17 protein-coding genes and 1 tRNA gene are annotated in these 15,482 nt (G+C 70.2%); 10 read left to right on the top strand and 8 right to left on the bottom strand.

Annotated elements, in window-relative coordinates:
• The first annotated feature begins 26 nt into the window (after positions 1 to 26).
• From ccmA to ACIQ1T_RS12635, 6 genes are read left to right on the top strand one after another with little or no spacing between them, the layout of a single operon-like run.
• Entirely contained in the window at positions 27 to 650 is a 624-nt protein-coding gene (ccmA, locus tag ACIQ1T_RS12660) for a heme ABC exporter ATP-binding protein CcmA (RefSeq protein ID WP_395944910.1), read from the top strand.
• The gene (gene ccmB / locus ACIQ1T_RS12655; RefSeq protein ID WP_395944909.1) at positions 647 to 1,354 is read left to right on the top strand and encodes a heme exporter protein CcmB; all 708 of its coding nucleotides are present in this window, start codon (positions 647 to 649) and stop codon (positions 1,352 to 1,354) included. Before ccmA ends, ccmB begins: the two co-directional genes overlap by 4 nt.
• A 45-nt stretch (positions 1,355 to 1,399) precedes the next feature.
• Positions 1,400 to 2,119: a heme ABC transporter permease gene (locus tag ACIQ1T_RS12650; RefSeq protein ID WP_395944908.1), complete on the top strand. Its 720-nt coding sequence runs from the start codon at positions 1,400 to 1,402 to the stop codon at positions 2,117 to 2,119.
• Positions 2,119 to 2,319 carry a heme exporter protein CcmD gene (gene ccmD / locus ACIQ1T_RS12645; protein ID WP_395944907.1) on the top strand — a complete coding sequence of 67 codons (201 nt, stop codon included), beginning with the start codon at positions 2,119 to 2,121 and terminating at the stop codon, positions 2,317 to 2,319. Before ACIQ1T_RS12650 ends, ccmD begins: the two co-directional genes overlap by 1 nt.
• On the top strand, positions 2,316 to 2,876 hold the full coding sequence (locus ACIQ1T_RS12640) for a DsbE family thiol:disulfide interchange protein (protein WP_395944906.1): 561 nt from the start codon (positions 2,316 to 2,318) through the stop codon (positions 2,874 to 2,876). The genes ccmD and ACIQ1T_RS12640 overlap by 4 nt, the downstream gene beginning before the upstream one ends.
• Before the next feature lie 44 nt (positions 2,877 to 2,920).
• Complete coding sequence (locus tag ACIQ1T_RS12635) at positions 2,921 to 3,193, top strand: hypothetical protein (protein ID WP_395944905.1); 273 nt, start codon at positions 2,921 to 2,923, stop codon at positions 3,191 to 3,193.
• Here the strand turns inward: ACIQ1T_RS12635 and ACIQ1T_RS12630 are convergent, their stop codons facing one another.
• The 3 genes from ACIQ1T_RS12630 to ACIQ1T_RS12620 all read right to left on the bottom strand — a co-directional run bounded on the left by ACIQ1T_RS12630 (position 3,194) and on the right by ACIQ1T_RS12620 (position 5,149).
• Entirely contained in the window at positions 3,194 to 3,952 is a 759-nt protein-coding gene (locus tag ACIQ1T_RS12630) for a M48 family metallopeptidase (protein ID WP_395944904.1), read from the bottom strand. It abuts the gene before it with no gap.
• A 141-nt stretch (positions 3,953 to 4,093) separates the two neighbouring features.
• Positions 4,094 to 4,168 (bottom strand) — tRNA-Gly (locus ACIQ1T_RS12625).
• A gap of 198 nt (positions 4,169 to 4,366) precedes the next feature.
• Positions 4,367 to 5,149 (bottom strand): SDR family NAD(P)-dependent oxidoreductase, encoded by a 783-nt coding sequence (locus ACIQ1T_RS12620; protein ID WP_395944903.1) that lies wholly within the window; start codon positions 5,147 to 5,149, stop codon positions 4,367 to 4,369.
• A 56-nt stretch (positions 5,150 to 5,205) separates the two neighbouring features.
• On the opposite strand from ACIQ1T_RS12620, the gene ACIQ1T_RS12615 reads away from it, so the two are divergent.
• The gene (locus ACIQ1T_RS12615) at positions 5,206 to 5,604 is read left to right on the top strand and encodes a YkvA family protein (protein WP_395944902.1); all 399 of its coding nucleotides are present in this window, start codon (positions 5,206 to 5,208) and stop codon (positions 5,602 to 5,604) included.
• A gap of 155 nt (positions 5,605 to 5,759) precedes the next feature.
• On the opposite strand, the gene ACIQ1T_RS12610 is transcribed toward ACIQ1T_RS12615, so the two are convergent.
• Entirely contained in the window at positions 5,760 to 6,761 is a 1,002-nt protein-coding gene (locus ACIQ1T_RS12610) for an NADPH:quinone oxidoreductase family protein (protein ID WP_395944901.1), read from the bottom strand.
• A 160-nt stretch (positions 6,762 to 6,921) separates the two neighbouring features.
• Between ACIQ1T_RS12610 and ACIQ1T_RS12605 the strand changes: the two genes are divergently transcribed.
• Positions 6,922 to 7,791, top strand: a complete 870-nt coding sequence (locus tag ACIQ1T_RS12605) for an isoaspartyl peptidase/L-asparaginase family protein (RefSeq protein WP_395944900.1) — start codon at positions 6,922 to 6,924, stop codon at positions 7,789 to 7,791.
• Here the strand turns inward: ACIQ1T_RS12605 and ACIQ1T_RS12600 are convergent.
• Positions 7,788 to 9,524 carry an ATP-binding protein gene (locus tag ACIQ1T_RS12600; protein ID WP_395944899.1) on the bottom strand — a complete coding sequence of 579 codons (1,737 nt, stop codon included), beginning with the start codon at positions 9,522 to 9,524 and terminating at the stop codon, positions 7,788 to 7,790. The genes ACIQ1T_RS12605 and ACIQ1T_RS12600 overlap by 4 nt on opposite strands.
• Before the next feature lie 272 nt (positions 9,525 to 9,796).
• Here ACIQ1T_RS12600 and ACIQ1T_RS12595 point away from each other — a divergent pair, with 272 nt between their 5' ends.
• Positions 9,797 to 12,664: a M16 family metallopeptidase gene (locus ACIQ1T_RS12595; RefSeq protein ID WP_395944898.1), complete on the top strand. Its 2,868-nt coding sequence runs from the start codon at positions 9,797 to 9,799 to the stop codon at positions 12,662 to 12,664.
• Positions 12,665 to 12,761: 97 nt separating this feature from the next.
• On the opposite strand, the gene ACIQ1T_RS12590 is transcribed toward ACIQ1T_RS12595, so the two are convergent.
• The 3 genes from ACIQ1T_RS12590 to ACIQ1T_RS12580 all read right to left on the bottom strand — a co-directional run bounded on the left by ACIQ1T_RS12590 (position 12,762) and on the right by ACIQ1T_RS12580 (position 14,453).
• Positions 12,762 to 13,592, bottom strand: coding sequence for a serine protease (locus tag ACIQ1T_RS12590; RefSeq protein ID WP_395944897.1), 831 nt, complete (start codon positions 13,590 to 13,592; stop codon positions 12,762 to 12,764).
• A gap of 18 nt (positions 13,593 to 13,610) precedes the next feature.
• Complete coding sequence (locus ACIQ1T_RS12585) at positions 13,611 to 14,051, bottom strand: DUF350 domain-containing protein (protein WP_395944896.1); 441 nt, start codon at positions 14,049 to 14,051, stop codon at positions 13,611 to 13,613.
• A gap of 69 nt (positions 14,052 to 14,120) precedes the next feature.
• The gene (locus tag ACIQ1T_RS12580) at positions 14,121 to 14,453 is read right to left on the bottom strand and encodes a metalloregulator ArsR/SmtB family transcription factor (protein WP_395944895.1); all 333 of its coding nucleotides are present in this window, start codon (positions 14,451 to 14,453) and stop codon (positions 14,121 to 14,123) included.
• A 90-nt stretch (positions 14,454 to 14,543) separates the two neighbouring features.
• Here ACIQ1T_RS12580 and ACIQ1T_RS12575 point away from each other — a divergent pair, with 90 nt between their 5' ends.
• Positions 14,544 to 15,458, top strand: a complete 915-nt coding sequence (locus tag ACIQ1T_RS12575; protein ID WP_395944894.1) for an acyl-CoA desaturase — start codon at positions 14,544 to 14,546, stop codon at positions 15,456 to 15,458.
• Positions 15,459 to 15,482 lie beyond the last annotated feature (24 nt).

Genomic DNA, 15,482 nt, shown 5'->3' with positions numbered 1-15,482 from the left:
CGCCGGGGAGGGAGAGGGTTCCCGCGATGATCCACGCCCTCTCGATTTCCGGCCTGAGCGTCTCGCGCGGCGAACGCCGCCTGTTCGCCGGCCTCGACCTGAATCTGAAGGCGGGCGAGGCCGTCGCCCTGACCGGCGCCAACGGCGCGGGCAAGACCAGCCTGCTGCGCGCCATCGGCGGCCTGATCCGCCCCGACGCGGGCGAGGTCGCCTTCCACGACGGCGACGGCAATCCGCTGGACGAACGGCTGGCGCGGGGGCGAGAGACCCATTTCCTCGGCCATCAGGACGGGCTGAAGACCGGTCGTACGGCGCGCGAGGAACTGGCTTTCCAATGCGACTGGCTGGGCCACACCCAGTACGGCCTCGACCACGCGATCGAGGCCTTCGGCCTCAACCCCCTGCTGGATCTGGAGGTCCGCCGCCTGTCGGCGGGCCAGCGCCGCCGTCTGGCCATGGGCCGGCTGGTCGGTTCGCCCCGCGCCCTGTGGCTGCTGGACGAACCCATGGCCCCGCTGGACGCCCGCTGGCGCGCCGTCTTCGCCGACCAGATGCGCCGCCACCTGGACGCCGACGGCCTGATCGTCGCCGCCGTCCACGACCCCCTGCCCATCCCGACCCGTGCGCTGGACCTGGGAGGCCTGACATGAGCCGCCGGACCGACGCCGAACCCCGGCCGCCCGGCCTGCGCGGCGCGACCCGCGTCCTGCTGGAGCGCGAACTGGACCTGGCCTGGAACGGCGGGGGCGGTCCCCTGCTGGCCTGCGGCTTCTTCGCCTGTCTGACGGCGATCCTGCCCCTGGCGGTCGGCGGCGATCCGCGCACCCTGGGGCCGGTGGCGGGCGGGATCGCCTGGCTGGCCCTGGCCCTGGCCTCGCTGCTGTCCCTCGAACGCCTGTTCGAACGCGATCTGGAGGACGGGGCTCTGGACCTGCTGGCCCTGGGTCATCTGCCGCTGGAATCGGTCGTCCTGATCAAGGCCCTGGCCCAGTGGATCGCCGTCGGCCTGCCCCTGGCCCTGACCGCCCCCGTCGCCGCCCTGGCCCTGGGCCAGCCGATCCATCTGGCGCCCCTGACCGCCCTGTCGGCCGCCATCGGCGGGGCGGGCTTCGCCTGCACCGGCGCCCTGGGCGCCGCCCTGGCCCTGGGCGCGCGCCGCGGCGGTCTGCTGATCGCCGTGGTCGTCCTGCCCCTGTTCATTCCGCCCGTGGTCTTCGGCGCCGGAGCCCTGGAGCGGGCGGCCCAGGGCCAGTCGCCCGCTCCCGCCCTGGCCTTCCTGTGCGCCTATGTGCTGTTCGCCGGCGTCGTCGCCGCCTTCGCCGGGGCCGCCGCCGTCCGGAACGCGCAGGGATGAGGAGCCGCTTGCCCGCCGCCCGTCCGCCGCGTAATCGCTGAACCGATGTTCGGCCTGTCCAACCCGCAGCGCTTCATGGCCTTCACCGGCCCGCTGACGCCCGTGCTCTGGGCGCTGGCCGCCGTATTGCTGGCGGTCGGAACCTGGCTCAGCTTCTCCGTCCCCGCGGACTATCAGCAGGGCGACACTGTGCGGATCATGTTCGTCCATGTGCCCGCCGCCAGCCTGGGCCTGGGCGCCTATGCCGCCCTGGGCGTCTCCAGCTTCTTCGCCCTGGTCTTCCGCCACGCCCTGGCCGACGCCGCCGCCCGCGCCGCCGCCCTGCCCGGCGCCGCCTTCACGGCCCTGGCCCTGTTCACCGGCTCGCTATGGGGCCAGCCGATGTGGGGGACCTGGTGGGTGTGGGACGCGCGCCTGACCAGCGTCCTGGTGCTGTTCCTCTTCTACCTCGGCTATATGGCGCTGCGGGCCTCGATCGACGACGAGCAGAAGGCGGCGCGCGCCGCCGCCGTCCTGGGCCTGGTCGGGATCGTCAATCTGCCGATCGTCAAATTCTCGGTCGACTGGTGGAACACCCTGCATCAGCCCGCCAGTTTCCTGACGCCCGGCGCCTCGGGCCTGGACCCCGTCTATCTGCCGCCCTTCCTGATCATGCTGGCGGCCTATGGCGTGCTGTTCCTGGCCCTGTGGCTGACGGCGATCCGCACCGAGATCCGTCGCCGGCGCGTGATCAGCCTGCGCGCACGCAAGGCGCTGGAGGCCTGATGCCCGACCTCGACATGAGCCCCTACGCCGCCTTCGTCTGGCCCGCCTGGGGCGTCAGCGCCGCCGTCGTGATCGCCTTAGCCGTCCGGGCCGTCGCCGCCTCACGCCGCTGGAAGCGCGAACTGGCCAAACTCGAGACGGCCGACGCCCCCGAAATTCGCCCTCAAGCAGCGCAGGCCGCCATGGGGCGGGAGAAGTGAACCGCTGGCTGGCCGTCCTGCCGCTGGTGGCGCTCGCCGGCCTCGCGGCCCTGTTCATCGGCTGGTCGTTGAAACGGGATCCGGCCTTCAAGCCCGACGCCATGGTCGGCCAGCCCATTCCCGAGACCGTCCTGCCCCTGCTGGCCGGCGACTCGGCCGGGCCCGCCAACCTCGACCTCAAGACCGCCGGCGTCGGCCGGCCGATGCTGGTCAATGTCTTCGCCTCCTGGTGCGCGCCCTGCCGGATCGAACACCCGCAACTCCTGGCCCTGAAGGCGCGTGGGATCGCCGTGGTCGGGATCGCCTACAAGGACGAACCGGCGGCCACCCGCGCCTTCCTGGACGAGATGGGCGACCCCTTCGCCATGGTGCTGGTGGACCGCGAGGGCCGCGCCGGGCTGGATCTGGGCATCTCGGGCGTGCCGGAGACCTTCGCCGTCGACGCCATGGGCCGGATCACCGCCAAACAGTCCGGGCCGCTGCTCAACGACGCCGACATCGCGCGTTTGGTCGCCTCGATGCAGGCCCCTTCTCGAACGCCGCCCACAGCCCGCTAATCGGCGTTAACCTTTTTTCGACAGGATGCGTTAACCATACGGGCATGAGCGTGATTCGCACCGGTTTGCCGCTTCCCCAGCCCTCGCAGGGCCTGAACCTGCCGAGCGCGCGCAATGCGCAGGCCGCCTTCTTCCGTGCAGCCCTGGACCAGAGCGCCGCCGCCACGCCCGCTCCGGCTCAGGCGCCTGCGGCCGCCGTCATGTCGACCATCCGCACCGCGACGCCCGCCCGACCGGCCGCCTCGCCGCCCGCCGCGCCGCAGCGCGAGGAGCCGAGGATCATGCGCCCCGGCTCCTATCTCGACATCCGGATCTGATCAGTTCCAGCCGCGGCTGGCGATATACTGCTGCAGCGCATCGATCCGCGTGGCGTCCGACGGGTGGGTCGAGGCGAACTGCGGAATGCTGGTCTGACGCTGAGCGGCCATCAGCCGCCACAAGGCCACGGCCTCCGAGGGCCTGAAGCCCGCCCCCTGCATATAGTCGACGCCCAGACGGTCGGCCTCCAGCTCGTCGCGCCGCGAATAGGGCAGCAGCAGGCCGTACTGGGCGGCCAGACCGCCATAGGCGTTGACCGCCTCGCCATAGCGGCCGGCGGCCCCGCCCACGGCCGCCAGACCGACGCTGGTCACGGTCTGGTTGGAGGCGCGCTCGGCGGCGTGGTTGGCGACGACATGGCCGATCTCGTGGCCGATGACGCTGGCCAGCTGGTCGTCGTTCTTGACCAGGGCCAGCAGGCTGGTGGTCACGCCGATCTGACCTGACGGCAGGACGAAGGCGTTGGGGCTGTCCTCGGTGAAGACGGCGTAGTCCCAGGTCCGGCCGCCCAGACCCGCCGCCTGAACCAGACGGTCGCCGACGCGGCGGATGCGATCCACCTGGGCGCCGGTGGTGATCACCCCCGGCTTGGCGATGGCGTCGCGCCAGGCCGCCGTCGACTGCTGCGCCAGGGCGGCGTTGTCCACCAGCAGGAACTGGCTGCGGCCGAGAGCTTCGTTGTAGGCGCAGGCCGACAGGGTCGAGGCGACTGCGGCGGCGACAGTCAGGGCGAGAGCGGAACGGCGGAGAAGGATCACGGGCGGCCTCTTCGGAAGGGACAGTCTGGTGTCGGAACAGCCAAGCAAATCCCATCCACGGGGTCGAGGTTCCAGGGTTTATTTCAGGCCCGAAACGACAAACGGCCCGTCGTTTCCGACGGGCCGTTTCGTGTTCTCGACTGGAGCGGGCGAAGAGATTCGAACTCTCGACCCCAACCTTGGCAAGGTTGTGCTCTACCACTGAGCTACGCCCGCACTCCGTAGGAGCTAGGTGCGCTCCCCGTCGAGGAGGGGGCGTATAGCGGAGGGTTGCGGCAGGCCGCAACCCCTTTTTTTGGGGCTGCCGCACTTCGTGCTGCTTGAGCCCCGAAAACCGCCGAACGGCCGCCGCTCGAGCGCCCTCGCGCTCAGGCAGCGAGCGACCGCGTCGCCAACCTGACGCCCTTCCGCGCGTCAGCGCGGCGCCAGTCTGATCGCCCCGTCCAGACGGATGCATTCGCCGTTGATATAGACGTTGCGGGCCAGCTCCAGCACCAGCGACGCATAGTCGGCCGGCGTGCCCAGACGGCTGGGGAAGGGAATGGCGGCGGCCAGACTGTCCTGCACCTTCTGGTCCATGCCGGCCATCATCGGCGTCCACATGATGCCGGGCAGGATGGTGTTGCAGCGCACCCCCTCCTGGGCCAGGTCGCGGGCGATCGGCAGGGTCATCGCATAGACCCCGCCCTTGGAGGCCGAATAGGCCGCCTGGCCGATCTGGCCGTCCTGGGCCGCGACGGAAGCCGTGTTGACGATCAGACCGCGCTCGCCGTCCGCCATCGGCTCCAGGGTCACCATGCCGGCCGCCGACTGCGACAGGACGCGGAAGGTGCCGAACAGATTGACCCGCACGGTGCGTTCGAACCCGGCCATGTCGTGGGCGCGGATCTCGCCGGTGTCCTTCTTGCGCGACACGGTCTTCTGGCCGGTGGCGATGCCGGCGCAGTTGACGGTCAGCCGCTCCTGCCCGTGGGCGGCGCGGGCTTTCTCGAAGGCGGCGGCGACCGAGGCGTCGTCGGTGACGTCGACCTTGCAGAAGACGCCACCGATCTCCTTGGCGACTTCCTCGCCCCGCTCCTCGTTCAGGTCGAACAGGGCGACCTTGGCGCCGGTGGCGGCGATGGCGCGGGCCGTGCCCTCGCCCAGGCCCGAGGCGCCGCCTGTGACCACTGCGGCGATGCTGTTATCGAGTTTCATCCCTGTCGTTCCTGTGTTTCAGTTGAACCTGAGTTTCGATTGAGGATTTAGCCGCCATGCCCGGCAAAGCCAAACCCATCTCGCCCGACGACGCCCTGGATCCCCGCAAGGCCCTGGTCCCTGCGGTGGTGAAGGTGAACGAGGTGCGGGTCTCCAGGGGCTTCTGGCCCAAGATCCAGCGCACCGCCGCCCGCATCCCCTTCGCCGATCAGGCCCTGGCGGCCTGGTACGCCGCCCGCGATCCGCAGACGCCCCTGCCCGCCAAGGGGATGATCTTCGCCGGCCTGGCCTATTTCGTCATGCCCATCGACGCCATTCCCGACCTCTTCGCCGGCATCGGCTACACCGACGACGCGGCGGTCATCGCCGCCCTGATCGCGACGCTCGGCGCCAATATCAAACGCCGCCACCGCGACCAGGCCGAAGAGGCGGTGGAGCGGCTGAAGGCGAAATGACCGACCTTCCCCCGCTTGCGGGGGAAGTGTCAGGCCGTGGCGCGCAGCGACACACCTGACGATGGGGGGAGCGTCGCGAAACCTCCCCCGCCGACCCTGGTTCGCTTCGCGAACGACGGGCCACCTCCCCCGCAAGCGGGGGAGGGTCCATGTCCTCAATCCCCGACCGTCACCACGATCTTGCCCAGGGCCTGACGGTCGCCCAGCGCCTTGATCGCCTCCCCCGCCTTCTCCAGCGGGAAGGTCTTCGACACGCGCGGCTTGATCCTGCCCTCGGCGTAGAAATGCATCAGCTCGGCCATGTTCGCCGCGTGCCCCTTGGGATCGCGCGCCACGGCCGCGCCCCAGAAGACGCCGATCACCGACACCGATTTCAGCAGGGTCAGGTTCAGCGGCAGGGACGGAATCCCGGCCGGAAAACCGACCACCAGATACCGCCCGTTCCAGTCCATGGCCCTGAGCGCCGGATCGCAATAATCGCCGCCGACCGCGTCATAGACCACGTCGGCCCCGTCGCGGCCGGTCGCCAGTTTGAACTCGCCCGACAGCTCCTTCTGCCCCGCCTTGTCCAGGGCGCCGGACGGATAGATCAGGCCGTTGTCGGCCCCCAGGTCCAGGGCGAACTCGACCTTGGCGTTGGTCGAGGCGGCGGCGACCACCCTGGCCCCCATGGCCTTGCCCAGTTCGACGGCGGCGGCGCCCACGCCCCCGGCCGCGCCCAGCACCAGAAGCGTCTCGCCCGGCTGCAGCCGCGCCCGGTCCTTCAGGGCGTAATAGCTGGTGCCATAGGTCATGACGAAGGCCGCCGCCTCCACGAAGCTCATGGCGTCGGGAATGGGGATCAGGGTCTCGGCCTTCACAGCCAATCTTTCGACCAGACCGCCCCAGCCGGGCACGGCGATGACCCGGTCGCCCTTGAACACCCCCTTCACCCCCTCGCCCACCGCCTCGACCACGCCGGCGACCTCGGCGCCGGGGGCGAAGGGGCGCTCCGGCCGGAACTGGTATTTGTCCTCGATGATCAATGTGTCGGGATAGTTGATCCCCACCGCCTTGACCTCGATGATCACCTCGCCGGGCTTGGGCGTGGGATCCAGAACCTCCTCGACGACCAGGGTTTCGGAGCCGCCGGCGGACTTGGACAGAACAGCGCGCATAAGAATCCTCTTCCCTCTGGCCCGCCGCACCCGGCGACTAGGGCCGTTTCCATATTCCGCATGACCGTCATGGCGCGGCCTTCATCGCGACGCTAAAGAGCGCCACGCCCGTTTGAAAGAGGCGAAACACAAGCCTCCAGCTCAAGGCAGGAAGACAGACATGACCGCCCTCATCCTCCACGGCGGCGCCGGGGCCCGGCGCGAACGCAACTATGACGCCGAGGTCGTGCATATGCGCGAGGTGGTCGAGGCCATGAAGGCGCGGCTGGACGCGGGCGACAGCGCCCTGGACGTGGCCACGGCCGCCGTCGTCCTGCTCGAGGATTCCGGCCTCTATGTCGCCGGCAAGGGCGCCTCGCCCAATCTGGCCGGCGCCTATGAGCTGGACGCCAGCATCATGGACGGCGCGACCCGGCGCGCCGGCGCCGTCGCCGCGCTGCAGGGCTTCCGCAATCCGGTCGTCGCCGCCCGCGCGGTGATGGACCGCACCCCCCACGTGCTTCTGGTCGGCGAGGGCGCGGCCCTGTTCGCCCACGACCAGGGGCTGGAGCCGATCGCCGACGAGACCGCCTGGTTCACCGGCGCCGGTCAGGGCGAGGACAATCATCCGCCCGGCACGCTGAGCCACGGCACCGTCGGCTGCTGCGTTCTGGACGCCCAGGGCCGTCTCGCCGCCGCCACCTCGACGGCGGGGGTCTTCGGCAAGATGCCGGGTCGCGCCGGCGACACCCCGATCCCCGCAGCGGGCACCTGGGCCGACGGCCGGGTCGCCGCCTCGGGCACGGGCCAGGGCGAATATTTCATCCGCGTCGCCGCCACCGCCCAGGTGGCCTGGCGCGTGAAGGCCGGCCAGACCCTGGCCGAGGCCACCCAGGCCGTGATCGACGAGATCGGCGCAATGGGCGGCGACGGCGGCCTGATCGCCCTGGACGCCGGCGGCGATATCGCCAGCCCCTTCAACAGCCAGGGCATGAAGCGCGCCTGGCTGACCTCGGGCGGCGAGATCGGCGTCGAGGTGTTCGGCCGCTAGGACTCTTCCGCCGCATTGTCCGCCATGACGTCGCCGATGGCGCTCAGCAGGACGCGCAGGTCGATCGGCTTGCCGACCACCGCGTCCATGCCGGCGGCCAGATAGTCGTCGATCTGATCCACCATCGTATTGGCGGTCAGGGCGATGATCGGCACGCGGGCCAGGCTCTCCTGCGCCTCGCGGGCGCGGATGGCGCGGGTCGCGGTCGGGCCGTCCATCCGGGGCATCTGAACGTCCATCAGGATCAGGTCCCAGGGATGGGCCTGGACCGCCTCCACCGCCGCCTGGCCGTCGTCGACGATCTCGATTTCCAGACCGACCTGGCGCAGCAGTTCGCGGATGACCTGCTGATTGACCGGATGGTCCTCGGCGACCAGGACACGCAATCCGTGCGCCGCTCCGCCCTCCGCCTCGACGCCGTCTTCGGCCTCCACCGCCTCGACGGGGGCCAGGGGCAGGACGACGATGAAGCGCGCGCCCGCGCCCTGCTCGCTCTCGACCGAGATCCGGCCGCCCAGCAGCTTGACCAGGGCGGCGACGATGGACAGGCCCAGGCCGGCCCCGTCGCGGCGGTCGTCGGCCTCGGCCTCGATCTGGGCGAAGCGCAGGAACAGTTTGTCGATCTGGTCGGCCGGGATGCCCCGCCCGGTGTCCGACACGGTGAAGACCACGCCCTCGTCCGCGCGGGCGACGGTCAGGGCCACCTCGCCGTCGTTGGTGAACTTGATCGCATTGGACAGCAGGTTGAACAGGATCTGGCGCAGGCGCACCGGATCGGCGCCGACCCAGCCCAGGCCCGGCGTGTCCAGACGGAAGCCCAGCCCCTTGCTCTCGGCCAGGGGACGCAGGGTCGCCGACACCTCCTCGACCAGGGCGTCGGCGTCGATGGGCTGCAGCACGACGTCCAGCCGCCCGGCCTCGATCCGCGACAGGTCCAGGATCTGGTTGATCAGGTCCAGCAGGGTCTCGGCCGACCTCTGGACGATCGACAGCCGGCTCCTCTGCCGCTCCTCCAGATCGTCGCCGGCCATGACCTGGGCCATGCCGATGACCCCGTTCAGGGGCGTGCGGATCTCGTGGCTCATATTGGCCAGGAAACGGGACTTGGCCGCATTGGCCTCGTCCGCCTCCCGTCGCGCCCACCGCGCGGCGTCGCGCTCGGCCAGGGCCTCGTCGCGGGCGGCCTGGACCTCGGTCAGCAGGGCCTGGTTGCGCTGATCCGCGGCGAACAGCTCGTGCCACAGGGTGTCGGTGGCGCGGGCGATGATGGCCAGGATCAGCGCCAGCAGGACCACCGCCCCGGCCACGGCCGGGCCGTGCGGGCCGATCAGCGACGGATAGATGACCACCAGGACCGTCGCGAAAATGGGTGCGGCGGCCAGCCACAACAGGCGCGGCGCCGAGCTGAACTGCATCAGGGCGACGCAGATCGACCAGGCCTGGATCAGCAGGACCACCAGCATGACGTCCGCGTGCGGTTCGCTCAGCCAGGCCGCCAACGGCCCCCATACGCCCAGGCTGAAGCGGCCGGCGACGATGATCATCAGCGACGGGGGCCAGCCGGTCGTCGGCGGTTCTTCCTGCTGGAACCGTCGCACCCGCCGCTGGGCCCAGACGTCGAAGCCAATTCCCAGCAGGCAGAAGACCAGGGCCAGCCGGGGCCGCCCCAGAGCCGCCAGGATCAGCCCCGCCGACAGCCAGCTGCCGTAAAGCACAACCGGAGCGGTAACCATGTTTCGGAGGGTAAAGACCCAGACCGCGCGTTTTTCGTCGGTGACAGTCGTCGCTTTGGATAGCGTCGGCACGCGAACTCGTACGGGAACAACCGCCTGGATGCGGTGAGGCTCAGTATCTCTTCGCCCGTTCATTGTCGATGCGGGCGACAACCTAGACGGTATGTAAGACATTGGAGAGATTCAACGCTTCATTACAGCTCGGTAAGGTGCATGCCAGCCTAGGGCTGATACGGTCGCTCCGCCCGGCGTTCCGGGCTTCGGAGAGCCGCATGAAATTCCGCCTGACCGCCCGCCTCAAGATCGGGGCCGCCGCCTCGGCCATCCTGATGGGCCTCGCCGCCCCGGCCTTCGCAGAAGGCGCCGCCGCACCCGCCGCCGTACAGGCGCCGCAGGGCGTGACCGTGCCGCCGCTGGGCTTCGCCAAGCGCGTGCTGCCGAACGGGCTGGAGGTCTATACGGCGCGCGACGCCGACACCTCGAACGTGACGGTCCAGGTCTGGTACAAGGTCGGGTCCAAGGACGATCCCGCCGGCCGTTCGGGCTTCGCCCACCTGTTCGAACACCTGATGTTCAAGTCGACGAAGAACCTGCCGCCGGAAACCTTCGACCGTCTGACCGAGGACGTGGGCGGCTCGAACAACGCCTTCACCGCCGACGACACCACCGCCTATTTCGAGACCGTCCCCGCCAACCATCTGGAACGGATGCTGTTCGCCGAGGCCGACCGGATGGGCTCCCTGGTCGTGGACGAGCCGACCTTCGTCGCCGAGCGCGACGTGGTGAAGGAGGAATACCGCCAGCGCATCCTGTCCAACCCCTACGGCCGCCTGTTCGGCCTGTTCGTGCCCGAGACCATCTATCAGGACAGCCCCTATCGCCGTCCCGGCATCGGCTCGATCGAGGAGCTTGAGGCCTCGTCGCTGGACGACGTGCGCCGCTTCCACGCCACCTACTACCGGCCGGACAACGCCTATCTGATCGTGGCGGGGAACTTCGACCAGGCCCAGCTGGACCGCTGGATCGACCAGTATTTCACCCCGCTGAAGAACCCGACCACGGCCATTCCGGCCAATAATGTCGTCGAGCCCGAGCCGACCGGCCCGCGCGACGTCGCCTATTATGCGCCGAACGTGCCGCTTCCGGCCGCCGTCATCGCCTGGCCGACGGTCAAATACGCCGACGCCGATCGCGCCGCCCTGACCGTGCTGGACGGCGTCCTGTCGACCGGCGAATCGAGCCGCCTCTATCGCTCGCTCGTCTATGACAAGCAGATCGCCGCCCAGATCGGCTCCAGCCCCGACTTCGCCCAACAGGCCGGCAATCTGACCGCCCTGGCCATCATGGCCCAGGGTCATACGGCCGAAGAGGGCGTCGCCGCCCTGAACGAAGAGATCGCCAAGCTGCGCGACGCGCCCGTAACCGCCGCCGAACTGTCGGAGGCCAAGAACGAACTGGTCGCCGACGCCCTGCGCAGCCGCGAGACGGTCGACGACCGCGCCACCGCGCTCGGCTTCGCCCTGATCAACACCGGCGACGCCGCAGCCGCCGACGCCGAGATCGCCCAGATCCAGGCCGTCACCGTCGCCGACGTCCAGCGCGTGGCTCGCAAATATCTGACGCCCCAGCGCCAGTCGACGATCCGCTTCCTGGCCGCCGACGCCGAGAACCCGGCCTCGGTGCAGAAGATGAACGTGGACGCGCCGGTCAAGGTCGCCGACCTGGCCCCGGCCGGAACCCCGGCCGTGCTTCTGCCGGAAGCCGAGCGCACCCCCCTGCCCCAGCCGGGCGCGGAAGTGGCCCCGGCCACCCCGACCGTGGCCGACTTCCGTCTGGACAACGGTCTGCGCGTCCTGGTCGCCCCGACCGACAGCCTGCCCCTGGTCTCGGCCCGTCTCAGCTTCGACGCCGGCACCTCCGACGATCCGGCGGGCAAGGCCGGGGTCGCCATGCTGACCGCCTCCCTGCTGACGCAAGGCACCAAGACCAAGTCGGCCCCCGAGATCGCCACCCAGATCGAGCAGCTGGGCGCCTCGGTCGGCGCCGGCGCCGGCGTGGACTTCTCCAATGTCTACGCCAACGCCCCGGTCAACGCCTTCCCGGCCACCGTGGCCCTGATGGCCGATCTGGTGAAGAACCCGACCTTCGCCGCCGAGGAACTGGAGCGTCAGCAGGCCCAGACCCTGGACGGCCTGCGCGTCGCCCTCAGCCAGCCGGCCGCCATCGCCGGCATGACCGTGGGCCGCGTCGTCTATGGCGACGCCCCTTACGGCGCGCCCGGCTCGGGCACGGAACAGACGGTGCCGACCATCACCCCGGCCGACGTCGCCGCCTTCCATGCGGCCCGCTATCGTCCGTCGGACGCCACCCTGGTCTTCTCGGGCGACATCACCCCCGCCGCCGCCCGCGCCCTGGCGCAACAGGCCTTCGGCGACTGGCGTCCGACCGGCGCCGCCCCGGCCGCGACCGCCAATCCGGCCGGTGAGGCCCTGGCCCCGCGCATCGTCGTGGTGAACCAGCCGGGCGCCGGTCAGGCCGCGGTCGTGGCCGCCGTTCGCGGCGTGTCGCGCACCGACGCCGACTTCTTCCCCCTGACCCTGGGCAACACACTGCTGGGCGGCGGCTTCTCGTCACGTCTGAACCAGGAGATCCGCATCAAGCGCGGCCTGTCCTACGGCGCCAACTCCTCGCTGGGCGTGCGGGCCGACGCGGGCGTCTTCACCGCCTCGACCCAGACCAAGAACGAGACCGCCGACGAGGTCGCCGACCTGATCCTGGCCGAGATCGCCAAGCTGGGAACCGAGACGCCCACGGCCGCCGACCTGGCCCCGCGTCGCGCCACCCTGATCGGCGGTTTCGGCCGGTCGCTGGAGACGGTGGACGGTCTGGGCGGCCTGGTCGCCAACCTGGCCCTCTACGACCTGCCGATGAGCGACCTCGCCGCCTACGCCGGCCGCGTCCGCGCCGTCACCCCGGACCAGGTCCAGGCCGCCTTCGCCGAACACCTGCCGGTCAACCAGGCCAGCCTGGTCATCGTCGGCGACGGTTCGCTGTTCCTCGACGACCTGCGCGCCAAACACCCGAGCCTCGAAGTCATCGAGGCCGGGGCGCTGAACCTGAACAGCGGCGCGCTGAAGTAGGACTGAAGTGAAAAATGCTGGTGCTAGTGAGCAGGATGGAATGCAGCCTCGGCTTCGTTCACTCCTTGCTCACCAGCACTAGCACGGCTCACCAAACTCAAACCGACAGACACACCACCTGCGCCACGCGCAGATCCCGCCGCAGGGCGTCCGCCACCCGGCCGTAGTTGTCGACCGTGACCGGCTCGCCCAGCACCGCCTCGTCGGCCCTCTGTTCGCCCCGGATCGCGGGGGCGAAGGATTCCGGCGCCGTCGTATAGATCCGCCCCCGGCGCGGCGCCTCGGCGATGGTGACCCCCACGACCCGCCCCCGCGAATCCAGGGCCGGCGCGCCCGACAGGCCCGACAGCGTCCCTTCCAGACCGTTCGTCCGCCCGACCTCGGCCCAGGCCAGGACCGGCTCGTCATGGGCGCCGCGCCCGAACACCTTCAGCGTCTCGCGCCCCAACAGGCGCGACGTCACCTCTCCGGCCCGGCCTTGCGGGAAGCCGGGATGGAAGGCCCGCTGGCCCTTGCGCAACGGCGCCTCGGCCGCGACCGGCAGGGCGGGCGGTCCGCCGTCGGTGATCAACAGGGCCACATCGGCGCGGGGGGCCAGCCGCACGTCGGCGGCCACGGCCCGACCGCCCCCGACCACCAGGGCCGGTCGCCTGCAGCCCTCGACCACATGGCGGGCGGTGACCCAGCGGCCCTGTCCGGCGATGGAGAAGGCCGTGCCCGACCGGGGCGTGAAGGGGGTGTCCGGCGCGTCCAGGGTGACGGCGGAATCGAACGGGGTGATCGGCCCCAGCAGGGCGCCCTCGATGGCGTCGGGCGGCGGGGGCGCGGGTGGGGCGTCGGCGTTCTCGCGCCGCCCCAGGGACACGACCAGCAGCACGCCGGCGACCGCGCTGTAGATGGCCCAGTCCGGCAGGCGGGGGAACTGCATGGGGTTCAGCCGGCCCGATCAGCCAGTAAGCGCGGCGGACAGGATGACGGCGGTGGCCAGCTTGGCCCCGACCAGGACCACGGCGGCCGAGACCTCCCCGTCCTTGATCCGCTGCGGCAGGCCGTGCAGCATCAGGTCCACGATCCGGAAGGCCAGCAGTTGCAGCACCAGGGTCGCCACGCCCCAGATGGCGATGTCGCGCACCGAGGTCGAGACCGACAGGGACACGGCCAACGGGATCGCCAGCCCGACCAGGATACCGGCGAAGGCCACGGCGGCGGCCGGATTGCCCTCGCGGATCAGGGCGATCTCCTTCCACGGCGTCAGCATCGCATAGATGGCCGCCCCCGCCGCGAGCAGCAGCAGGGTGACGATCAGGTGCATCACCATGACCGGGAAGCCCGAGGCGAAAGCCTGCACCTCGGCGCTCGACAGGACGTTGGACAGGGACGGGTCCATGATCAGACGCCTTGCCCGATTGTCGCCCCAATCCGCAAGCGCCGCGCGGCCACACCTTGTGACGAAAGATTACAGATCGCCGTCGCTCAGGTTGTCCGCCCGCGCCTTGGCCAGGGCGGCGCTCTCGCGTTTCAGCGGCTTGGCCACCGGGCAGACCTCCTGGACATAGCCGTTCAGGGTGTTGGTCAGCTGGTCCGGCGCCAGGCTGTAATGGACGTACTGGCCCTTCTTCTCGCTGGTCACCAGGCCCGCCACCTCCAGCACCGACAGATGCTGGGACACAGCCGGCTTGGAGATCTCGAACTTGGCCGCGATCTCGCCCGCCGTCAGATCGGCATGGGCCAGATAGGCCAGGATCTTGCGGCGGACCGGACTGGACAGGGCTTCAAACACGCGTTGCATGGAACGGTATTTAAGCGATTTGCTAACGGCTTGCCAGTGGGAGATTTCAATGTTTAAGTGATTACCTAATTAGCTACATGGACAACGGATATGGATCACCACGACCCCTGCGCCGTGAATCACCTGGTCGAGACGCCCGGCTGCAGCCCCGTCGAAGGCCGCGTCGTCTGGGATCCGGTCCCGTCGCTGTGGAACGGCGCCATGCTGGCGACCACCCTGATCTTCGGGGCCGCGACCTTCAGTCCCGGCGCCCTGGCGGTCTTCGTCGTAACCACCGGGACGACCCTGTTGCTGGGCCATTCGGTCGGATTCCACCGCCGGATGATCCACGGCAGTTTCGACTGCCCCCTGTGGCTGGAACGGCTGCTCTCCTGGTTCGGCACCCTGGTCGGCATGAGCGGCCCGTTCCGGATGATCCGCGCCCACGACATCCGCGATTGGGCCCAGCGCCAGTCGGACTGCCACGACTATCTGGCCCACCGCCGGCCGATGCTGATCGACGCGGTCTGGCAGATGCACGGCCGGCTGGAACTGGAGCGCCCGCCCGCCTTCGACCTGGGCCGGATCGGCCGCGATCCGGTGCATCGCTTCCTGGAGCGGACCTGGATGCTGCAGCAACTGCCGGTCGCGGCCGTCCTGTGGCTGATGGGCGGCTGGGGCTTCGTGGTCTGGGGCGTCTGCGCCCGCGTCTCGATCAGCGTCATCGGCCACTGGTTCGTCGGCCATCTGGCCCACCGGCGCGGCCCCCAGACCTGGCAGGTGATCGACGCCGGGGTCCAGGCCCACGACGTGCCCTGGGCCGCCATCCCGACCATGGGCGAGGCCTGGCACAACAATCACCACGCCTACCCCGGCTCGGCGAAGATCGGCCTCTATCCCGGCCAGAGCGACTGGGGCTACCGCTTCATCCAGCTGCTGGAACGCCTGGGCCTGGCGTGGAACGTGCGGACGCCGGAGGGGATGACGGAACGGCGCGACAGTCTCAGCGAGGCTGCTCATGCATAGGGCGCCCCCCACCCTCCTGACCGC

Origin of the sequence: Brevundimonas sp. (assembly GCF_044336875.1) — a bacterium.
Taxonomy (GTDB): domain Bacteria; phylum Pseudomonadota; class Alphaproteobacteria; order Caulobacterales; family Caulobacteraceae; genus Brevundimonas.
This window is presented reverse-complemented; position numbering and strand designations above follow the sequence as displayed.